The sequence below is a fragment of the Cellulophaga omnivescoria genome, from assembly GCF_027915275.1.
In the GTDB taxonomy this organism is placed as follows: Bacteria; Bacteroidota; Bacteroidia; order Flavobacteriales; family Flavobacteriaceae; genus Cellulophaga; species Cellulophaga omnivescoria.
This window is the reverse complement of sequence record NZ_CP115819.1, coordinates 2,510,893-2,530,922: the sequence shown is the minus strand read 5'-3', so window position 1 is coordinate 2,530,922 and position 20,030 is coordinate 2,510,893. Positions and strand designations below refer to the sequence as shown.

The window sequence follows — 20,030 nt, the reverse complement described above, 5'->3', positions numbered from 1 at the left end:
TACCTGTTTATTAGTTGCCGTCTGGATTTATAGACGAGTTGCTGCGCGACTCCTTAGTTTTAATAAGTCGTTGCTCTGTTTGCGCCTCTGCTACTATATCTGGGTAACTGCCAAAGTTTTTAATAATGTTTTCTAAAATATAATTTGCTTGGTAGGCATCTCCTAATGCGTAGTAGTTTTTAGCCATAATTAAAAGCCCTTTACCTGCCCACTCTTTATATCCAGAAAAATCTTTTACCAATGTTTGTACTGCCTCTGAAGAACCTTCATAATCTTGCTCTTTATGCTTAAAATAAGCATTGTAGTACCAAGCCTCTGCTCCTCTTTCTCCTGTTGCTATTTTTTGTACAATAGCATAAGCCTCTTTTGCCTTAGGCTCATTATTAGTTTTAATAGCAGAACGCGCTATCATAATATGAGCATCACTTTTAATACGGTTATCTATACTCTCTGTAGCCAACACTTTTTCTGCATAAGCAATAGTTTTACTGTAGTTCTTTTGGTTGTAATAACCTTTCATTAAGTTAGATTGTGCAAAGGTTACGTTTTGCTTAATATTTGCCGTTTGCTCTAGCTTTTCTAGGTAAGGAAAAGCATCTGTATATTTATTATCTGCTATATAAATTTCGCAAACACGCGCTATAGCCTGCTCTGTAAATTCTGTACCACCTTGGTCTGCCACATACTTATAATGAGGCAAAGCAGTTATTTTTTGCCCTTTAGCAAAATACAATTGTGCAAGCTTAAAGTTGGCATCTAAAATATGTGAGCCGTTAGGGAATTCTTTTATATAATTCTCATACCTCTTAATAGCTGCATCTGTTTTGTTTTCTATAAATTGCTTTTCTGCCGACTCATAAGTGGCGTTATCCAATTCTGAATCTGTAACTTCTACAAAATCTAAATCTCTAACCCAGTTTGCATACTCATCTACCCTACCAAGATCTACATAAACTAATTTTGCTGTTGCCACAGCTTGTATAGCTTCTTGTGTTTTTGCGTGGTCACGTACAACAGTTTTAAACTTAGCCAATGCTTGCTCATTTCTGCTGGCATTGTAGTGTACTAAACCTTGGCGTAATAGTGCCCTTGGCACTAAACTACTCCCCTTATACTCTTCAATAAGTTTGTTATACGCATGTAAACCTAAATCTTCATTACCTAGTTTAATATAGGTGTTTCCTAGCTCATACAAAGCATCGTCTTTTAAGGTAGAATTGCTATATTTTGTAACAAAGGTTTTTAATTCATCAATCTTTGTATCACTCTTACCAACAAAACCATAACTTAATGCTCTTTGGTAGGCAGCATAATCTTTTTGTCCGCCTCTATTTTTTAAAGCAATATTGTACGTCTCTATTGCCGGCCAGTACTTACTAGTTACAAAGTAACAATCTCCTAAACGCAAATAAGCGTCATTTAACTTAGCCTCATCTTCTGGCTTGCTATCTGTATATTTTTTATAGTATGATGTTGCATTTACATAATCATTCAGCTTAAAATAAGTATACGCTAAATTGTAATCTAACTCCTTATTTTCATCTGTAGAAACAGACATTGGGTTTTGCTGAAAAGCCACAAACGACACCAAAGCATCATCAAACTTATTAAGCAAATAAAGCGATTCTGCTTTCCAGAAATTTGCTCTAGCTTTAAATTTAGGCTCCTCTGCATTATCTAAAGACAAGTTAAAAGCCTTTAAAGAACTCTCATAATCTTGCTCTAAAAACAATTCTACTCCCCTGTAAAAAGCAACCTTTTGGTAGGTTTCTTTACTTGCATAGTTTTTGTTTTTCTCTAGTAACTCTAAAGCACCTTTATAGTTTTTAGAGGTAATGTAAGAGTCTACTAAAAGCTCCTGAATTTCTTTAGTATGCTCAGTATTTGGATATGTTTCTAAATATTTAGTTAGTACAGACGGTACAGGCTCGTAGGCATTTCCAATTTCATAACTAAGTCTGGCGTAGTTTAAATAAGCATCTTTCTTAATTTCCTCAGAATAATCCATTTGTGCCGCATTTTTAAATGCATTTAAAGCCTCTTGTTTTTTATCTAGCTTTAAATAACATTCAGCCAAATGGTAATATGCGTTTTGAGACACACTATTATCACCATCTATAATATTATTAAACTGGTCTATACCATTTGCGTAATCTCCTTGCTTATAGTAACTGTATCCAAGTAAATAATAATCTGTATTACTCCATTTACCACGTTTACCTTTATACTCTGTTAAGTATGGTATAGCGTTGTTGTATTGCTTAAGATTAAAATAACTTTCTCCTATTATTTTATTTAATTCTGATACCTCATTCCTATCTGCCTTTGGCAACTGTTCTTTAGCAAGTGCTATGGCTTTTTCAAAATTACCAAGCTTAAAGTTCATATCTGCTTGGTAGTATGATAGTTTTTCTTTTAACTCATCCTGATCTGTAATCTGGTCAAAACGCTCATTAGCCTCTTGGTAATTATCTTGTTCATAAGCAATATACCCTAAGTAGTATTTTGCCTGAGAACCATAGGTTGCAGAGTTGGTAACACGATTTAAATAACGCTCTGCATCTTTATATTTTTTAGATGAAAAAAGAGCATAACCATTATTAAACTCAAATCGTTCTTTGTCTTTCCTAGACATAGAAGATTGGTCTACCTTTGCATACCATTTTAAAGCGTGCGGATATTTGCCTGTTTCAAAATAATAATCTGCCACATCTAAATAAGCTGTATTTCTTTTGGTAGACGTTGGGTAGTCTTCTACAAATTGCTCCATAAGCTTATCTGCCCCTAACTGGTTTAGACGTATTGCAGCGGTAGCAATGTAATAATAGCTATTGGCTTTTGTCTCGTAATCATCGGTGCTTTTTGCTACTTCCTTAAAAACAGCTTGCGATGCTTGATACTGCTTGTCGTTGTACAAAGACAATGCTTTTACGTAATCTTTATTTTTGTTTGTGTAAATTTCTGTTTTTTGCGAATATCCATAGATAGACATCCCCATAAAACATAGGAGTATTGCTATTTTTTTCATTTTCATATAGACTAAGGTCTTATAGTGATATACCTTTGTTAAATTATATAACGTTTAAAATGGCTAAAAGTATATTAAAACTAAGAAAAATATTTTTTACCAAAGCACCTTACTTTTACCCTTAAACTTATTACTTTTATATCAACAATAATACCAGTAAATTTATTTACCTCAAAATTTATGCAAGACACTATTTTAGAACTTAAAGATGTTTCTGTTTACCAAAAAGACAACCTTGTACTTAATAACATCTCCTTGGAAATAAAAAAAGGCGAGTTTGTATATTTAATAGGGAAAACAGGTAGCGGAAAAAGTAGTTTTATGAAAACCCTTTATGGTGACTTGGCATTAAAAGAAGGTACTGGCAATATTGTAGATATAGATTTAAAAACAATGCAAGAAAAAGACATTCCTTTTTTACGCCGTAAACTTGGTATTGTTTTTCAGGATTTTAAATTATTACCAGACCGCACCATAAATAACAATTTACTTTTTGTTTTAAAAGCTACAGGTTGGAAAGACCGTACCAAAATGGATACTAAAATTGAAGAAGTTTTAGACAAGGTTGGGATGAAAACTAAAGGTTTTAAATTTCCTCATGAGCTTTCTGGCGGAGAACAACAACGTATTGCCATAGCACGTGCTTTGCTTAACGACCCAGAACTTATTTTAGCCGATGAACCAACTGGTAACCTAGACCCGCAAACTAGTGTAGAGGTTATGAAAGTACTACAGGATATAAATAAAGCCGGACGTACAATTTTAATGGCAACACACGACTATGCGCTTATATTAAAATACCCCTCTAAAACCTTAAAGTGTGATGATAATAAGGTGTTTGAAGTAGTACAACGCGCCGTTTAAAAAAACTTGCAAAAGGCCTACAACTATGAATGTTGAAGACACCGCCATTAAAACAACCTATTTTAGCATAATAGGCAACCTTTGTCTTGCTATTATTAAAGGACTTGCTGGTTTTTTTGGTAATTCTTATGCACTTATTGCAGATGCTATTGAGTCTACTACAGATGTTTTTTCTTCTTTACTAGTGCTTGTTGGATTTAAATATGCTAAACGCCCTGCAGATGAAAATCACCCATACGGGCACGGAAAAATAGAACCCTTAATTACTTTTTTGGTTGTTGCTTTTTTAGTTACATCTGCCACTATAATTGCTTATGAAAGCATCCAAAACATACAAACACCACACAAAATACCAAAAGCCTGGACACTTATTGTTTTAGGAGTTATTATTATTTGGAAAGAAGTTCTGTACCGTATAGTTCTAAAAAAGAGTAAGCAAATACATAGTACCTCTTTAAAAGCAGATGCTTGGCACCACAGAAGTGATGCCATAACATCTATAATGGCATTTATTGGTATCTCTATTGCACTAATTTGTGGTAAAGGATATGAAACTGCAGATGATTGGGCTGCCCTACTTGCCTCTGGTTTTATCCTCTATAACAGCTATTTAATTTTAAGACCTGCACTTGGCGAGGTTATGGACGAGCAATTGTATGATGGCTTAATTGAAGAAATAAGAACTAAATCTATACAGGTTGATGGCGTTTTAGATACCGAAAAATGTTTTATTAGAAAGGCCGGAATGAAGTTTCATATAGATTTGCACGCCATTGTAGACGGAAAAATTACAGTAAAAGAAGGCCATGATATATCTCACAAATTAAAAGATTATCTTATGGCAGAAATTCCAAATCTAGAATATGTTTTAATACATATAGAGCCAGACAATTATGAATAACAAACAACAAAACTATGAGCACTAATAAGCAATACCATAAAGGCAAACAATTAACTACATTTGGCATTTGCGGTATAATTGGCGGTATTGCATTACTTAATTTACAACAAAAAACTATTGGTATTATATGTATTGCCAATGGCATTTTACTAACTTACACTGGCTATAAAAAAATGAAGACTTCTACAAACTATAAAGAGTAGAGAAAAATATATTTAGTATAAAAAACCCGATAAACTTTAACTAAGTTTACCGGGTTATATTATTTTAAAAAGTAGGCTTATTTAATCTCTAAAACTTCTAAATCAAAAATAAGGTCTTTACCTGCTAGTGGGTGATTACCATCTATAACAATAGACTCATCTTTAACTTCTACTACCATTAGGTTCATTTCTCTACCATCTGGAGCTTTAGAAACTAATCCCATACCAACTTTAGGCTCCATATCTTGTGGAAGCTCAGATTTTTTAACTTCTTGTATTAAAGCTTCGTTAACCTCACCATATGCTTCTTCTTTAGCAATAGTAATGGTCTTTTTTTCGTTTAGCTTCATATCTAAAACACCTTTTTCAAAACCAGGTATTAACTGTCCTTGACCTAAAGTAAACTCTAACGGTTCTCTACCTTCAGAAGTATCAAAAACTTGTCCGTCTGCCAACTTCCCTGTGTAATTAACTTTTACCGTGTTGTTTTCCTTAACTATACTCATATTGTATTTTTCAATTTTTAAAATATCCTTTGTATAATTCTTATACAGCCAATATTTTATTTTAAACTTAGACTAACAATTCTGCCAAAATCAAGCCAAAAGACTAAAAACCTGACACAATAGAGCTGTAACCAACATTTAAATATCTAAATTAACCCCAAAAAACGGTCACAACCCTCTGATGGTGGCTATAGTTTTAAAAAAGAAAGTTCTAAAAAAAATAAGATTTATAAATTAAAAATCAGCAACTCTGTCAGGTTTACTTCAGAAAACAGATATAAACTTGTTGCAAGCGGTTACAAAATCAATAAAAATTAGCCAATAAAAACTATTACTTTAGCTCGGTATATTTTTATAATGAGGTATGAAAAATAGTCTAGAAGAATTTACAAACACTTTAAAAGATTTTCAGAGTGTATTACGCACAACTAAATTTGGGAGTAAAAATGACTTTTTAAACCGAAAAAATTCTACACCAATAACACACGTAAAAGAACAAGCACTTTCTGCAGAACTTAGTTACTTATACAGCAATTATAGTACACTCCTAATTTTACCACACATACATATAAATACTTTTTCTAGTTTACATCCAAAGCTTCATATTTTTGGAAAAGGATCTGCAATGACTAAAAAACATAATCCTTGGAAAAACGGAAAAGTTGTAATAGCGCACTCATTTAATGCGTCTGCAAAAAAAATATGGGCAGATACTACACAAGAACAAACCCCAATTTATGTTAGTGATTTAGAAGGTAATTTTTTACAACTAACATCTAGTATAAATATGTTTTTTAAATTACTAATAGAGTTGTGTAAAAGCTATAATTTTAATAGAGATAAAGAGCCAAAATGTGGTAGCGAAACTAATTTGTGGGATTTGCACAGAGAAAAAATAGTTTCTCCTTACTTTGCTAATAGTATAAAAGACTTAGTGCCCCAAGAAGATATATTTATTATTACCGCTGTTTTTACTTTAGATTAAAATTTTACTTTCTCTACTTTTTAAAACATAATATAGTATTTTTACAACCTCTTTTTCTCTCCATAAAAAGACGCAATTTAACATTTGAACAAATCTACATTTATGACATTAGAAGAAAGAATTGAAAAATCTGTAACAACAATTTTTAAAGCCGTTTTTCCTAACACTACCAACCATTATGACACTCTTTTTGGTGGTACTGCTATGCAACTTATGGATGAAACTGCATTTATTTGTGCTACAAGATTTAGCAGACAGCAAATGGTAACTGTTAGTAGTGATAAAATAGATTTTAAAATGCCTATTCCTGCTGGGACTATTGCAGAATTGTGTGGCTACGTTACGCACGTTGGCAATACCAGTTTAAAAGTTAGGGTAGATATTTATATAGAAGAAATGTACTCTGACTACAGAGAAAAAGCAGTATCTGGCGAGTTTACTTTTGTTGCAATTGATGAAAATAAGCAACCGGTTAAAATCTTAAAGTAAGGCAAATTTCTAATGAAAAAGGAACTTTACACAAAAGATAAAACAGCTCCAAAACAATTTTTAAAGATTGCTCCTTTTAAAAAAAATATTAGAAAAACTTTACCTCATAAACATAATAATTATTTTGAAATTGTATACTTAACTCAAGGAAAAGGCACACACACAATAGACGCTACTGATTACAAAATTAACTCTCCTGTCATTTTTAATATACGTAAAGAGCAAGTACATTTCTGGAATATTACCAGTGAACCTGTTGGTTATGTACTTATTTTAAAAAAGGAATTTATAGAACAGTGTTTAGACCTAGAAGTTAAACCTTTAATTGCTAAACTAAGTACACATAACTGTTTGTATCCTGTAAATACTGATGCTTCCATTTTTTTTAAACTACTAGAAGATGAAAACAAAAAAGAATCCTCAGTAAAAAGAGCTATTATAAACGGTTTACTAAAAGCATTGCTGGCAAAATTACTAGAAATTCCCAAACATACAGCTCCTAAAAAGTATCTAAACAATATATATAGTGCTTTTATTAATAATCTTAGTTCTGCCAAAAACCTAACTAATAGCGTAACATACTATGCAAATTTACTACATACAACACCACAAAATTTAAATGCTATTTGTAGAAAAGAAAATGACAAAACAGCAACAGAAATTTTATCTGAATATATAATTAATGAGGCAAAAAGACAACTAATATATACAGATTACACTGTAGCACAAATAGCCATTAATTTAAATTTTAAAGACAACTCTCACTTCTCAAAATATTTTAAAAGACATTGTAGTACAACTCCTGCTGCTTTTAGAAAAGTAAATATATAAGACCATATCATTTTCAAATAGACCATATTTTTTAAAATAATGTGATCTAATTTTGTTTCAAAATTGAAAACTGAAATGAACAGGAATTTGAAAGAAGTAGCATTATTATTCTTAAAACTAGGAAGTATTGCTTTTGGTGGTCCAGCAGCTCATATTGCTATAATGGAAGTTGAGGTAGTAAAAAAAAGAAAATGGATGAGTCACCAACATTTTTTAGATATGGTAGGTGCTACAAATTTAATTCCTGGTCCAAACTCTACCGAAATGACAATGCATTGCGGGTATGAAAAAGCAGGTTTCAAAGGGTTAATAGTAGCGGGCATCAGTTTTGTTTTTCCGGCAATATTACTTACAATGGGATTTGCTTGGCTATATAATACCTATGGTAAATTACCCAATGTAGAAATATTTATGTATGGCATAAAGCCAGCTGTTATTGCACTAATTTTAGGCGCAGCATACAGACTATTAAAAAAAGCACTAAAAAATACAATAACCGGAATCCTAGGACTGTTAACTCTAATTGCGTGCATCTTAGGTATAAATACAATTCTTGCTTTATTCTTACCTGGTGTTTTAGGATTATTTATTCACTACATAAAAAAACCTAAAAAAGCTTCATTAAGTGTTAATCCGTTTATATTGGTTGGCTTATTAATTTCTGCAAGCAATTTAAAAATAGCTTGGACTTTTTTTAAAGTTGGAGCTATTTTGTATGGTAGTGGCTATATTCTGTTTGCTTATTTAGATGCCGAGTTGGTAAATACTGGTTTTTTAACAAGACAAGAACTTATTGATGCAGTTGCTATTGGACAGTTTACACCTGGACCTGTTTTGTCTACCGCCACTTTCATTGGCTGGCAGCTAGGTGGTTTTTGGGGTTCAATAGCTGCAACTATAGGTATTTTTACACCTTCATTTATCTTTGTTGCCGTACTAAATCCTCTTATCCCTAAAATGCGAAAATCTAAAAGTATTGCTGCCTTTTTAGATGCAGTAAATGTTGCCGCCGTAGCTATAATTATTGCTGTTTGTATAGAAATGAGTAAAGAAACCATAGTAGATTGGCGTACTACTTTAATAGCATTATTAAGCTTACTACTTGTTTTTGTATTTCAAAAAATTAATAGTGGATTTATAGTTTTAGGAGGAGCCATTTTAGGTTATTTTTTAAGCTATATTTAATTTATATTTTTTAGGATGACTATAGACGCTATACTTAACAAAGTTTATACACTACCACAAACATCTTTGGCTAAAATTAAAGATAGTATGGTAGAAGTAACATACCCAAAGCAACATATAATTATAAAAGACCACACAATAGAACCCAATATTTACTTTATAAAAAGTGGTATTGTAAGAGCTTATGCTAATTTTGATGGTACAGAGGTTACCTTTTGGTTTGGCAAAGAGTCTGAAGCAGTAATATCTATGCGTAGTTATATTGAAAATAAAAAAGGGTATGAGAATATTGAACTGTTAGAAGACTGTACATTATATAAACTTGAATCTAACACATTAAAACAGCTTTTTTTAGAAGATATACACATTGCTAATTGGGGACGTAAATTTGCAGAACAAGAGCTAATAAAAACAGAAGAACGCTTAATATCTAAACAGTTTAAAACTGCAACACAACGCTACCTAGAGTTACTAAATACCAACACAGATTTAATAAAAAGAGTACAACTGGGGCATATAGCATCTTATTTAGGCATTACACAAGTTAGCTTAAGCAGAATTAGAGCTGTAATAAAATAATTATCTTTTTTATCATTTGTAAAATTTAGTTTAATTAAGTTATTAGACCTTTGCTAAAAATTTTACAATGAATTGGATAATTTTAATAATTGCAGGACTTTTTGAGGTTGCTTTTGCCTTTTGCTTAGGTAAAGCTAAAGAGGCCACAGGAACAGATGTGTACTTATGGTACGGTGGTTTTTTTATTTGTTCTGCAACTAGTTTTATATTATTAATTAAAGCAATGCAAACCATACCTATTGGCACAGGTTATGCCGTATGGACAGGTATAGGTGCTGTAGGCACTGTTTTGGTGGGTATTTTTGTTTTTAAAGATCCTGTTAACTTTTGGAGAGTATTTTTTATAATTACACTTATAGCATCTGTTGTTGGATTAAAAGCCGTAGCACACTAACTAAAAAGAAAAAAATGTCTGGAAAAACTAATTTATCAGAATTATTAAAAGGTATGACACCAAAACTTAACAAAGGAGAATACGTTTTTTGCACTATAAAAGACAGTAGTTTGCTAGATCGTAAAAAAGTAATTTGTGAGTTTACAGAAGCAGAAGGTATTACTATTATTACAACAAAAGGCTATGCGGACAAACAAGGGTTTACTTATAGTTTTATTGCAAGTTGGATTACACTTACCATACACTCATCATTAGAAGCTGTAGGTCTAACAGCTGCTTTTTCTTCAGAATTAACAAAACATAACATTAGCTGTAATGTAATTGCTGCGTATTATCATGATCATATATTTGTAGATAAAAAAGATGCTGAAAAGGCTATTATGGTTTTAGAAGAATTATCTAAAAAACAAAAGTAAATAAATAACTATACCTACTTAAAAATTTTAGTTTTTCACGGTAAACAGTAAATTTTTAAACATCTAATTGTAGTATTTTTGATATGCATAAAAAATAACTAAACCGCTTACAATGACAACAGATAGTATTAAACAAAAACTAATTGCTCAAGGTATTTATCATTCTGACACTACTATTACAAATAAACCAAGTGTAATTGGTTACGAGAAAAAATTTAAACTAGCTTGGATGGCTACTCAACTAAATACATTTATTGTTGCTACAGATTTTAAGGATGAAAAAATAACAACTGGAGTTATAAACCAACACATTACAGAAGCATTTAATTTTACAAAAACAAATTACACTGGTTGGCCACGTGGTTTACAGTCTGGGATTGGCGTAATTTCTATCTTAATTTCTACCAATGTAGATGAACAGGCTAAGGAATATTGCGTAAAATTAAAATCTGGTAAAAAATGGGCTGGATTTACAATTCCTGTAATTTATAACCCAGATACTAAAGAAGTACATCAATTTTCTAAAAATCCTATGTGGGGAAGAATCTATTATCCGCACTTTAAAAAATTGATTAATAGCTTAAAATAAATTACAAAAACTTAACTTAAAAGCTAAAAAAAGTTAAGCAAACATTAAGTTATTACTGCTTTATAAATAATATGCATATATATTAAAAAAAGGCTGTAATTTATGCGTTAAAAAGTCCAAATGAAGGAATTGGAAGACCATATTTATATGCAAATTCTGCAATTATCTAAAGCTGCAGATTTATTAGTAGAAAAGGAAGAGTATACAACGGCATTAAAAAAATATTGGTCTGCTTATGACCTAATTCCCGAACCTAAAACAAAATGGGAAACTAGCACTTGGTTATTGGCTACTATTGGGGATATTAATTTTATAAATAAAGATTACACAGCGGGCGTAGAAAATTTATCTAGCGCTATGCAATGTCCGGATGCTATTGGCAACCCTTTTATACACCTAAGATTAGGACAATGCCAGCTAGAAATTGGCAATAAGCATAGAGCAGAATGTGAGTTAAACAGAGCATATGCCATAAAAGGTAAGACCATTTTTATGCAAGAAGATAAAAAGTATTACGACTTTTTGGATACCAGAGTAGATCTAGCGCCTAAGAAAAAAAAATGGTGGAAACTTACAAAGTAATACATTAACAAATTTTCATCATTTTATACGGCTATAACTCCTATTTTTGTTCATTAGTAAAATTAAACTAAATGAACTTAACAATAGAAAACATTTTATTAGTTGGCTCTATATTACTTTTTATAAGCATTATAGTTGGTAAAACATCTTATAAATTTGGAGTGCCAACTTTATTGTTATTCTTGGTAATTGGTATGCTTGCAGGTTCTGACGGTATAGGAGGCATTAAGTTTGATGGTCCTAAGCTTGCACAATTTATAGGCATAGTTTCTTTAAATTTTATTCTTTTTTCTGGAGGATTAGACACCAACTGGAACACTGTAAAACCTATTTTAAAAGAAGGAATTGTACTATCTACTATAGGCGTACTTTTAACTGCTGTTACCATAGGCACATTTGTTTTTTACATTACCAATTTTACAATTTATGAAAGTATGTTACTTGGTTCTATTGTATCATCTACAGATGCAGCAGCCGTATTTTCTATTTTAAGATCTAAAAATTTAGCATTAAAAAATAATTTAAGACCAACTCTAGAGTTAGAAAGTGGTAGTAATGATCCTATGGCATACGTATTAACACTTGCCTTTTTAACATTGGTAATAAATCAAGACCAAAGCATATTTTCTATAATACCAATGTTTATACAACAAATGGCATTTGGAGCAATTGCAGGGTTTGGGTTTGGTAAACTAAGTAAATACATTATAAATAAAATTAAGTTAGATTTTGAAGGCTTATATCCTGTGCTTGTAATTGCATTAATGTTTATTACATTTTCTGCTACAGACTTTGTTGGTGGTAATGGTTTTTTAGCTATTTATATTTGTGCTGTTTATTTAGGCAACCAAGATTTAATTCATAAAAAAACCATTTTAAAAATGTATGATGGTTTAGCCTGGTTAATGCAAATTGTACTGTTTTTAACCTTAGGATTGCTTGTTTTTCCTTCTAAAATTATTCCTGTTTTTGGTATTGGTATACTTATCTCTTTATTTTTAATTTTAGTGGCACGTCCCGTAAGCGTATTTTTAAGCCTGTTATTTTTTAAAATGAAATTTAGACGTCGGTTTTACATCTCATGGGTTGGTTTACGTGGTGCTGTACCTATTGTTTTTGCTACCTATCCATTGCTGGCTGGTATAGACAAAGCAGATATGATGTTTAATATCGTGTTTTTTATATCTGTATCATCTGTACTAATACAAGGAACTACATTATCTGTAATGGCAAAATGGTTAAATGTAGCATTACCAAACGAAGAGAAAAAACTAAGTGCAACAGACCTTCTATTAGAAGACAACCCAAAAGCACTAATAAAAGAAATTCCTGTTACCACTAATTGCTACGCAGTAAACAAAAAAATTGTAGACCTAGGTTTTCCTAAACACGCAATTATAGCAATGATACGCAGAGATAATAAATACGTTACTCCAAACGGGTCTACAGTTATTGAAGATAAAGATATATTAGTAGTACTTGCAGATAAGCAAGAAGCTATAGACAATGTAAAAAACTGCCTAAACAAGTAACTTTAATATAAATTAACATTTTAGTTTTTACTTATTAAAGTACATTTGCGGCGTGAAAAAAACAGTAAATTTTATAAGCGCTTTTTTACTTACGGCACTTTATTGCTTAGCAATAGGTATTGTAACTAATTCTCTTGCTAATTATAGTGTAGAAGATACTTCTACAGCTAAAGAAGTACAGTTTTCATATAAGGCATCTAACAACTTCTTTATACAGTCTTCACAAACAGAAAATGTTGTTAGTATTCCTAGCAATAATAGCAACTACCCTTCTAATTTAAAAGATCTTTTTCAGAGTTTTTTAGCACCTAGTACTTATGCAACTCCGCATAACACATTATCATTAAGCTCTAATTACCATAATACTTACATTAACTTTTTAGTTCAATTTAAAAAGTTAAAACTAATGTTCCCTTTTCATAATTTCTTGTAATTAAGTTGATGGTTTTTACTGTAACAACAGTAAAAACAAATTACCAGAAAGGCTTTGTATACATACATTGCCAAATTTTTACATACATCAACTTTTAAAAAATTACATAATGGATTTAGGAACAGATATAACAGCAATCATAATAATAAGTGTATGTTTATTACCTTTTATTTTTATTGCTAGAAGCAGAAAAAAAAGAGAAAAAAAGATGCTTGCTTCCTTAGAAGAAATAGCAAAAGAAAACAATTGCACGGTTAATGATTATGATATAAATGCCGATTTTATTATTGGAATAGACCACAAACAAAATCAAGTTTTTTATTACAAAAGTGAAGAAGGCGTAATAAACCAAGGAGCTGTTAACTTAACAGGTATTAAAAAGTGTAAAATTGCTACGCATACGCAAACAATTAACGCCAAGAACCGTAAAGAGTATGTAGTTAAAGGTTTAGATTTAAAATTTATACCACGCTATAATCAAGACCCAGAAGTATCTTTTACCGTGTATGATTCCGATTTAAAAATGCAGCTAACTGGAGAGCTGCAATTAGCAAAAAAATGGGAAACTTTAATTAATAAAAAATTACAACATTTTAATTAATCATAAAAAAAAGCCCCTTACAACATACAAGGGGCTTTTTAAAAATATTTATCACTTAGATTTTATTCGTCCTTTAACTCCCATGATCTAACCCAATCGTAATAAGTAGTTCTTTCAGATTCCGACCCTGTCATTCCTCCATCTTCTGGAACCGGATTCCAATCATATGTTTCTACTACAAGTCTTAAGTACATTTGCAAACTAAACTCTGCCTTAGGAGTTATAGTATAAACTTTTTTACCATCCAAATAAAACTCAATTTCTGTAGGACTCTTCCACCAGGCGCCATAAACATGGTAATCTTCCCAAACTTTACCATTTGTAGCTACATTATTGCCTTCAGAACCAATTGGTGTTTCGTTACAACTAGTACCTCTACTGTGCGTGTTAGAATGTATGGTTTCATCAAAATTTTTAGCAAAATTAGCTGTACCAGTAATTTGCCCAACACATTCTTGTATATCTAACTCCGTTACCCTTTTATCACAACCTTCACCTTCACCAGCAACATTAATTAGCCAAAACGTAGAAGACATAAAAGTTTTATTTGCTTTCATTCTACATTCTACATAAGTACCTACCTGCGCTGCGTTTCTTGAGTAAATATTAGAGCCTGCGTGAGTAAATGTTTCTCCATTAATTACCTCTGGTTCATCTAACTTATATGAAGTAAGCATTAAATTACCATCAGCTTGTGAAACTGTATTGGCTTTAAAAATACCAGGGGCTCTACCTACCCAACGTGTACTTGTATTTTCCCATTTGGTTTCATCAAAGCTATTGTTTGTAAACTCATCAGAAATGTTTTCGATTTTTACCCATTTTTTACCAGATGGAGTTGGACTGTTTCCATCTTCAAAAAGCGGAGATTCTTGAATAACAGTTTCTTCAGTAACAGTTTCTTCCGCTTCTACGTCACCGGTTACACCATTATCATCATCATTAGAGCTACTGCATGATAAAGCACTAAAAACTAGTAAGGCAAACAGGTATTTACAATTTATTCTTAATATTTTTACATATTTTTCTTCCAAATATAAAGAAACTAAACAGTGTAAAAGTAAAATACAGCAACAATTATTTTTTATGAATTAAGGAAAAAAGCAAAGCGTATATCTTAAACCTGCACAAACAACTTATTACAAATAAGTTACAATATTTAGCACTTTTACTAGCAAATAAAACTATACCTACAGCGTATAGATACACATATGCTTTAAAGTTTTTTTGTTACCTTGTTAAAACTAATTATAAAGAAACTAAATGGAAGTCCTTGGTATAGATATTGGCGGTTCTGGAATAAAAGGAGCAATTGTAAATGTAACAACAGGTGAAAAACTTACAGAACGATTTAGAATTCCAACTCCGCCCACCAAAAAGCCAAAAGAAATGGCTAAAGTGATAAAAAAAATTATTAAACATTTTAACTATAACGGTCCTGTTGGCTGTGGATTTCCTACCTTAATAAAAAATGGCATTTGTAAAACACCGGGTAATTTGCACAAAAAATGGGTAGGTGTAGACGTAACTCAGCTTTTTTCTGAAACCACTGGTTTACCATTTACTGTTATAAATGATGCTGATGCTGCTTGCTATGCAGAAATGAACTATGGCGCAGGCAAAGAACTTAAAGGTTTTGTGATTATGATTACTATTGGCACTGGTTTAGGCAGTAGTGCATATTTAGATGGCAAACTAATTCCTAACTTTGAGCTGGGACAAATACCTTATAAAAAACATAAAAAAATAGAACTATGGGCAGCAGATTCTGCCAGGCAAAGAGAAGAACTTTCTTTTAAGAAATGGGGAAAACGTGTAAATACTTTTTTAGAATATGTTGAGTTGTTAGTTGCCCCAGATGCCATAGTTATTGGTGGTGGTATATCTAAAGAGTTTGACAAGTTTAGCAAACACATAAAAATTAACACACCCGTAATACCTGCTGTTTTAGAAAACCACGCCGGAATTATAGGTGCAGCTTCTGCTACATTAAACAAATAAAAAGCATAAAAAAGCCTTCGTCTAAAAAAAGACGAAGGCTTTTTTAAATACTAAATTTTAAATTTTAGTACTATTTTAAAATTTTTGCTCCTTCTGGTTTAGAAAAGTAATTTTCTTCTACCTTATCAGAAAAATTAATATCACTAACATCAATTTTTGTTATATATTCTCCCAAACCATTTTCTTTGTCCTCGTTAGACCAGTATGTTTTAAAACCTTTAGCAAAAACAATACCTTTAACGGTTGTAGTATCTTGTGTTACGGTTATTTTTTCTGGTGCGTGTCCGCCATTAGGAAAGTACTCTGGGTATGACACTATATATTTAAAAGCATCTAATAAATTAGTTTTTGCATTAATAAACATTATATAATAATCATCTGGAGCAGAACCAACACCTTTGTCATATGTAACTTTTACTACATTCTGCATAGCTCCTTTAAATTCTACTTGCGGTAACAATTCTAAGTTAACACCCTCACCATCAAAAACAAATGGTTGCCCAGAAAAGTATATAGGAGTTAGCGCCCAAAATTTAGTATCGTACTCAAAAGAAGTACTGTCTTTTGCTTGTACCCAAGCCTCACTTCCATCCCAACCAAAAATATCATTTTTGTCTGTAATACTATTATGCCTTGCTTTATTGCTCCAAGTATCTATTGTTTGATAAGAATCTCTTATGCCTTTGCCATTTAATGGTTGGTAATTAAATCTAAAAGATAAATATCCATTTGCATACCATTTTTTTAATCCGCCATGTGCTTCCATAGCACTCCATAATACCTTACCTGCTTCTGTTGCATTTAATCTTTTATTGGCAGCGTTAACTCTTTTTTCTATCCAAGAGTCTGGAATGTGGTATCCTGCTTTTTCAGTTTTTTCTACTGTAGTTTTACTAACGTCTTTTTTACTTGTTTCCTTACAAGCTACAAAGGCTAGTACTGCAAATAAACTTACAATTTTTACTGTTATTTTCATTTTAATTATTAATTATGTGTTATTATATAATAGTCGTTTAAACCTACAAAACATTTCAAAATTAAATAAAAAAAATCCCAAGACGTTCATCTTGGGATTTTTATGTATCTTCTTAATAAATTAAGCTATTTTATTACGCTTACGTTCGTTTTCTGTTAAGTAAATTTTACGTAATCTTAAGTGTGACGGTGTAACTTCTACGTACTCATCTTTCTGTATATATTCTAAAGCTTCTTCTAAAGAGAATTTTATTGCTGGTACAATTTTAGCTTTATCATCTGCACCTGAAGAACGCACGTTAGATAATTTTTTAGTTTTAGTGATGTTAACTGTCATATCATCACCTCTAGAGTTTTCACCAATTACTTGACCTTCATAAATATCTTCACCTGGATCTACAAAAAACTTACCTCTATCTTGTAATTTATCAATAGAATAAGGAATTGCTTTTCCTGTTTCCATAGAAACTAAAGAACCATTTTGACGTTGAGGAATATCTCCACGCATTGGTTGGTATTCTAAGAAACGGTGTGCCATAATAGCCTCACCAGCAGTTGCAGTTAATAATTGGTTTCTAAGACCTATAATACCACGAGAAGGAATTAAGAACTCGCATACCATACGCTCTCCTTTTGCCTCCATACTAGTCATTTCACCTTTACGCATAGATACCATTTCTACTGCTTTACCAGAAACAGTCTCTGGCAAATCTATAGTTAAGCTTTCTATAGGCTCACATTTAACACCATCAATCTCTTTAATAATTACTTGTGGTTGTCCAATTTGTAGTTCGTAACCTTCTCTACGCATTGTTTCAATAAGTACAGACAAGTGTAATACACCACGTCCAAATACTAAAAATTTATCAGCACTATCCGTTTCGTTTACACGTAATGCCAAGTTTTTTTCTAGTTCACGCTCTAAACGATCTTTAATATGACGAGAAGTTACAAACTTACCGTCTTTACCAAAGAAAGGAGAATCGTTAATTGTAAATAACATACTCATTGTTGGCTCATCAATAGCAATTGTTTGTAATTGCTCTGGATTTTCAATATCAGCAACAGTATCACCAATTTCAAAACCTTCTAAACCTACAATAGCACAAATATCTCCTGTATTTACTTCTTCTACTCTTAATCTACCAAGACCTTCAAAAGTATAAAGTTCTTTAATTTTAGATTTTACAATGCTACCATCTCTTTTTACTAAAGATATTTGCTGACCCTCTTTTAAGCCACCACGTTGTAATCTTCCAATAGCAATTCTTCCTGTAAATGAAGAATAATCTAAAGATGTAATTAACATTTGAGTATTACCTTCTTCTGGTTTAAAAGTAGGTATATGCTCAATAACCATATCTAATAATGGCTCTATATTTTCAGTTTCGTTTTTCCAGTCGTCACTCATCCAGTTATTTTTAGCTGAACCGTATACTGTAGGAAAATCTAACTGCCACTCCTCTGCTCCTAACTCAAACATTAAGTCAAAAACTTTTTCGTGTACTTCTTCTGGCGTACAGTTTTCTTTATCAACCTTATTAACAACAACACAAGGTTTTAAACCAAGGTCTATTGCTTTTTGCAATACAAAACGAGTTTGTGGCATAGGTCCTTCAAAAGCATCTACTAAAAGTAAAACTCCATCTGCCATATTTAATACTCGTTCTACCTCTCCACCAAAATCGGCGTGACCAGGAGTATCTATAATATTAATTTTTGTGTCTTTATAGACTACAGAAACGTTTTTAGATACGATTGTTATTCCGCGTTCGCGTTCTAAATCGTTGTTATCTAATATAAGATCACCTGTATTTTGGTTTTCTCTAAATAACTGACAGTGGTACATAATTTTATCTACCAAGGTTGTTTTCCCGTGATCTACGTGGGCAATAATTGCAATGTTCTTTGTTGTTGACATAACTGATTTTTAAATGCATTTACCTTCCTAAATGCGCGCGCAAAGATACTCTATTTTTTTTACCGAAAAGCAAAAGATTACAATTTCTTATTATACTGATTTTGAGGTTATTTACAAAAAGTAAAATACTGGCAAAAACTAGTATCTTTGCAAATACAAATTAAAACACAAATGAACTTAGATCTTATACCTCAAATAAAACACACAAAAAGCGACAATTTTTTCTTACTATCTGGCCCTTGTGCTATAGAAGGTGAAGATATGGCTTTGCGCATTGCAGAAAAAATAATTACAATTACAGATAAGTTAGAAATTCCTTATGTTTTTAAGGGAAGTTTTAAAAAAGCAAACCGTAGTAGAGTAGATTCTTTTACAGGTATTGGCGATGACAAAGCACTTAAAATTCTTAGAAAAGTTTCTGAAACCTTTAATGTTCCTACTGTTACAGATATTCATGAAGTATCTGATGCTGAAAAAGCTGCAGAATATGTAGATGTCTTACAAATACCTGCTTTTTTAGTTAGACAAACAGATTTAGTTGTAGCTGCTGCAAATACAGGTAAAGTTGTAAACCTAAAAAAGGGACAATTTATGAGTCCGGAAAGTATGCAGCACGCAGTTACTAAGGTTACAGATAGCAACAACCAGCAAGTTATGGTTACAGACCGTGGTACTATGTTTGGCTACCAAGATATGATTGTAGATTTTAGAGGCATACCTACTATGAAACAATATGCACCTGTTGTATTAGATGTAACACACTCTTTACAACAGCCAAACCAATCTTCTGGCGTTACAGGTGGCAGACCAGATATGATAGAAACCATTGCTAGAGCCGGTATTGTGACTGGTGCAGACGGTATTTTTATGGAAACACATTTTGACCCAGCTAATGCTAAAAGTGATGGTGCAAATATGTTACACTTAGACCATTTAGAGCACGTACTAACAAACCTAGTGGCTATTAGAAAAACTGTAAATAGTTTAAAATAGATCATCAATTCATCAATCAAAA

The 20,030-nt window shown here is 31.8% G+C and carries 22 protein-coding genes; 17 read left to right on the top strand and 5 right to left on the bottom strand.

The window, feature by feature from the left end:
• Positions 1-10: 10 nt before the first annotated feature.
• Positions 11-3,034 carry a tetratricopeptide repeat protein gene (locus PBN93_RS11365; protein WP_271080693.1) on the bottom strand — a complete coding sequence of 1,008 codons (3,024 nt, stop codon included), beginning with the start codon at positions 3,032-3,034 and terminating at the stop codon, positions 11-13.
• 174 nt (positions 3,035-3,208) lie between these two features.
• On the opposite strand from PBN93_RS11365, the gene PBN93_RS11360 reads away from it, so the two are divergent.
• The 3 genes from PBN93_RS11360 to PBN93_RS11350 are packed head-to-tail and all read left to right on the top strand — an operon-like array spanning position 3,209 to position 4,996.
• On the top strand, positions 3,209-3,892 hold the full coding sequence (locus PBN93_RS11360) for a cell division ATP-binding protein FtsE (RefSeq protein WP_075695250.1): 684 nt from the start codon (positions 3,209-3,211) through the stop codon (positions 3,890-3,892).
• 25 nt (positions 3,893-3,917) lie between these two features.
• Positions 3,918-4,793 (top strand): cation diffusion facilitator family transporter, encoded by an 876-nt coding sequence (locus PBN93_RS11355; RefSeq protein ID WP_271080692.1) that lies wholly within the window; start codon positions 3,918-3,920, stop codon positions 4,791-4,793.
• A 14-nt stretch (positions 4,794-4,807) separates the two neighbouring features.
• The gene (locus tag PBN93_RS11350) at positions 4,808-4,996 is read left to right on the top strand and encodes a hypothetical protein (RefSeq protein ID WP_271080691.1); all 189 of its coding nucleotides are present in this window, start codon (positions 4,808-4,810) and stop codon (positions 4,994-4,996) included.
• A 77-nt stretch (positions 4,997-5,073) separates the two neighbouring features.
• Here PBN93_RS11350 and PBN93_RS11345 read toward each other — a convergent pair whose 3' ends face one another.
• Positions 5,074-5,502: an FKBP-type peptidyl-prolyl cis-trans isomerase gene (locus PBN93_RS11345; RefSeq protein WP_013621845.1), complete on the bottom strand. Its 429-nt coding sequence runs from the start codon at positions 5,500-5,502 to the stop codon at positions 5,074-5,076.
• A gap of 364 nt (positions 5,503-5,866) precedes the next feature.
• On the opposite strand from PBN93_RS11345, the gene PBN93_RS11340 reads away from it, so the two are divergent.
• The 12 genes from PBN93_RS11340 (at position 5,867) to PBN93_RS11285 (ending at position 14,118) form a co-directional block, all read left to right on the top strand.
• Entirely contained in the window at positions 5,867-6,487 is a 621-nt protein-coding gene (locus tag PBN93_RS11340; protein ID WP_271080690.1) for a hypothetical protein, read from the top strand.
• Between the two features lie 102 nt (positions 6,488-6,589).
• Entirely contained in the window at positions 6,590-6,976 is a 387-nt protein-coding gene (locus PBN93_RS11335; RefSeq protein ID WP_075695246.1) for an acyl-CoA thioesterase, read from the top strand.
• 12 nt (positions 6,977-6,988) lie between these two features.
• A complete protein-coding gene (locus PBN93_RS11330) occupies positions 6,989-7,807 on the top strand; it encodes an AraC family transcriptional regulator (protein WP_271080689.1) in 819 nt (272 codons plus the stop codon).
• A gap of 75 nt (positions 7,808-7,882) precedes the next feature.
• Positions 7,883-8,992 (top strand): chromate efflux transporter, encoded by a 1,110-nt coding sequence (gene chrA / locus PBN93_RS11325; RefSeq protein WP_271080688.1) that lies wholly within the window; start codon positions 7,883-7,885, stop codon positions 8,990-8,992.
• A 15-nt stretch (positions 8,993-9,007) separates the two neighbouring features.
• Positions 9,008-9,571 (top strand): Crp/Fnr family transcriptional regulator, encoded by a 564-nt coding sequence (locus PBN93_RS11320; RefSeq protein WP_271080687.1) that lies wholly within the window; start codon positions 9,008-9,010, stop codon positions 9,569-9,571.
• A gap of 67 nt (positions 9,572-9,638) precedes the next feature.
• A complete protein-coding gene (locus PBN93_RS11315) occupies positions 9,639-9,965 on the top strand; it encodes a DMT family transporter (RefSeq protein ID WP_271080686.1) in 327 nt (108 codons plus the stop codon).
• A gap of 14 nt (positions 9,966-9,979) precedes the next feature.
• The gene (locus PBN93_RS11310; RefSeq protein WP_271080685.1) at positions 9,980-10,381 is read left to right on the top strand and encodes an ACT domain-containing protein; all 402 of its coding nucleotides are present in this window, start codon (positions 9,980-9,982) and stop codon (positions 10,379-10,381) included.
• 112 nt (positions 10,382-10,493) lie between these two features.
• Entirely contained in the window at positions 10,494-10,970 is a 477-nt protein-coding gene (locus PBN93_RS11305) for a hypothetical protein (protein ID WP_271080684.1), read from the top strand.
• A 120-nt stretch (positions 10,971-11,090) separates the two neighbouring features.
• On the top strand, positions 11,091-11,552 hold the full coding sequence (locus PBN93_RS11300) for a hypothetical protein (protein WP_077406157.1): 462 nt from the start codon (positions 11,091-11,093) through the stop codon (positions 11,550-11,552).
• A gap of 71 nt (positions 11,553-11,623) precedes the next feature.
• Entirely contained in the window at positions 11,624-13,084 is a 1,461-nt protein-coding gene (locus PBN93_RS11295; RefSeq protein WP_271080683.1) for a potassium/proton antiporter, read from the top strand.
• Positions 13,085-13,136: 52 nt separating this feature from the next.
• On the top strand, positions 13,137-13,517 hold the full coding sequence (locus PBN93_RS11290; protein ID WP_077406151.1) for a hypothetical protein: 381 nt from the start codon (positions 13,137-13,139) through the stop codon (positions 13,515-13,517).
• A 109-nt stretch (positions 13,518-13,626) separates the two neighbouring features.
• Positions 13,627-14,118 (top strand): hypothetical protein, encoded by a 492-nt coding sequence (locus tag PBN93_RS11285; protein ID WP_271080682.1) that lies wholly within the window; start codon positions 13,627-13,629, stop codon positions 14,116-14,118.
• A 62-nt stretch (positions 14,119-14,180) separates the two neighbouring features.
• Here the strand turns inward: PBN93_RS11285 and PBN93_RS11280 are convergent, their stop codons facing one another.
• Complete coding sequence (locus tag PBN93_RS11280) at positions 14,181-15,152, bottom strand: family 16 glycosylhydrolase (protein ID WP_271080681.1); 972 nt, start codon at positions 15,150-15,152, stop codon at positions 14,181-14,183.
• 229 nt (positions 15,153-15,381) lie between these two features.
• On the opposite strand from PBN93_RS11280, the gene ppgK reads away from it, so the two are divergent.
• Entirely contained in the window at positions 15,382-16,119 is a 738-nt protein-coding gene (gene ppgK, locus PBN93_RS11275; RefSeq protein WP_077406146.1) for a polyphosphate--glucose phosphotransferase, read from the top strand.
• 70 nt (positions 16,120-16,189) lie between these two features.
• On the opposite strand, the gene PBN93_RS11270 is transcribed toward ppgK, so the two are convergent.
• On the bottom strand, positions 16,190-17,095 hold the full coding sequence (locus PBN93_RS11270; protein WP_271080680.1) for a hypothetical protein: 906 nt from the start codon (positions 17,093-17,095) through the stop codon (positions 16,190-16,192).
• Between the two features lie 120 nt (positions 17,096-17,215).
• Positions 17,216-19,015, bottom strand: a complete 1,800-nt coding sequence (typA, locus tag PBN93_RS11265; protein WP_271080679.1) for a translational GTPase TypA — start codon at positions 19,013-19,015, stop codon at positions 17,216-17,218.
• 171 nt (positions 19,016-19,186) lie between these two features.
• Between typA and kdsA the strand changes: the two genes are divergently transcribed.
• The gene (kdsA, locus tag PBN93_RS11260; RefSeq protein WP_077406138.1) at positions 19,187-20,008 is read left to right on the top strand and encodes a 3-deoxy-8-phosphooctulonate synthase; all 822 of its coding nucleotides are present in this window, start codon (positions 19,187-19,189) and stop codon (positions 20,006-20,008) included.
• Positions 20,009-20,030 lie beyond the last annotated feature (22 nt).

Coding starts and splice junctions, on each gene's coding strand:
- PBN93_RS11365 (WP_271080693.1), bottom strand. CDS start 3,034: ATGAAAATGAAAAAAATAGCAATACTCCTATGTTTTATGGGGATGTCT.
- PBN93_RS11360 (WP_075695250.1), top strand. CDS start 3,209: ATGCAAGACACTATTTTAGAACTTAAAGATGTTTCTGTTTACCAAAAA.
- PBN93_RS11355 (WP_271080692.1), top strand. CDS start 3,918: ATGAATGTTGAAGACACCGCCATTAAAACAACCTATTTTAGCATAATA.
- PBN93_RS11350 (WP_271080691.1), top strand. CDS start 4,808: ATGAGCACTAATAAGCAATACCATAAAGGCAAACAATTAACTACATTT.
- PBN93_RS11345 (WP_013621845.1), bottom strand. CDS start 5,502: ATGAGTATAGTTAAGGAAAACAACACGGTAAAAGTTAATTACACAGGG.
- PBN93_RS11340 (WP_271080690.1), top strand. CDS start 5,867: ATGAAAAATAGTCTAGAAGAATTTACAAACACTTTAAAAGATTTTCAG.
- PBN93_RS11335 (WP_075695246.1), top strand. CDS start 6,590: ATGACATTAGAAGAAAGAATTGAAAAATCTGTAACAACAATTTTTAAA.
- PBN93_RS11330 (WP_271080689.1), top strand. CDS start 6,989: ATGAAAAAGGAACTTTACACAAAAGATAAAACAGCTCCAAAACAATTT.
- chrA (WP_271080688.1), top strand. CDS start 7,883: ATGAACAGGAATTTGAAAGAAGTAGCATTATTATTCTTAAAACTAGGA.
- PBN93_RS11320 (WP_271080687.1), top strand. CDS start 9,008: ATGACTATAGACGCTATACTTAACAAAGTTTATACACTACCACAAACA.
- PBN93_RS11315 (WP_271080686.1), top strand. CDS start 9,639: ATGAATTGGATAATTTTAATAATTGCAGGACTTTTTGAGGTTGCTTTT.
- PBN93_RS11310 (WP_271080685.1), top strand. CDS start 9,980: ATGTCTGGAAAAACTAATTTATCAGAATTATTAAAAGGTATGACACCA.
- PBN93_RS11305 (WP_271080684.1), top strand. CDS start 10,494: ATGACAACAGATAGTATTAAACAAAAACTAATTGCTCAAGGTATTTAT.
- PBN93_RS11300 (WP_077406157.1), top strand. CDS start 11,091: ATGAAGGAATTGGAAGACCATATTTATATGCAAATTCTGCAATTATCT.
- PBN93_RS11295 (WP_271080683.1), top strand. CDS start 11,624: ATGAACTTAACAATAGAAAACATTTTATTAGTTGGCTCTATATTACTT.
- PBN93_RS11285 (WP_271080682.1), top strand. CDS start 13,627: ATGGATTTAGGAACAGATATAACAGCAATCATAATAATAAGTGTATGT.
- ppgK (WP_077406146.1), top strand. CDS start 15,382: ATGGAAGTCCTTGGTATAGATATTGGCGGTTCTGGAATAAAAGGAGCA.
- PBN93_RS11270 (WP_271080680.1), bottom strand. CDS start 17,095: ATGAAAATAACAGTAAAAATTGTAAGTTTATTTGCAGTACTAGCCTTT.
- typA (WP_271080679.1), bottom strand. CDS start 19,015: ATGTCAACAACAAAGAACATTGCAATTATTGCCCACGTAGATCACGGG.
- kdsA (WP_077406138.1), top strand. CDS start 19,187: ATGAACTTAGATCTTATACCTCAAATAAAACACACAAAAAGCGACAAT.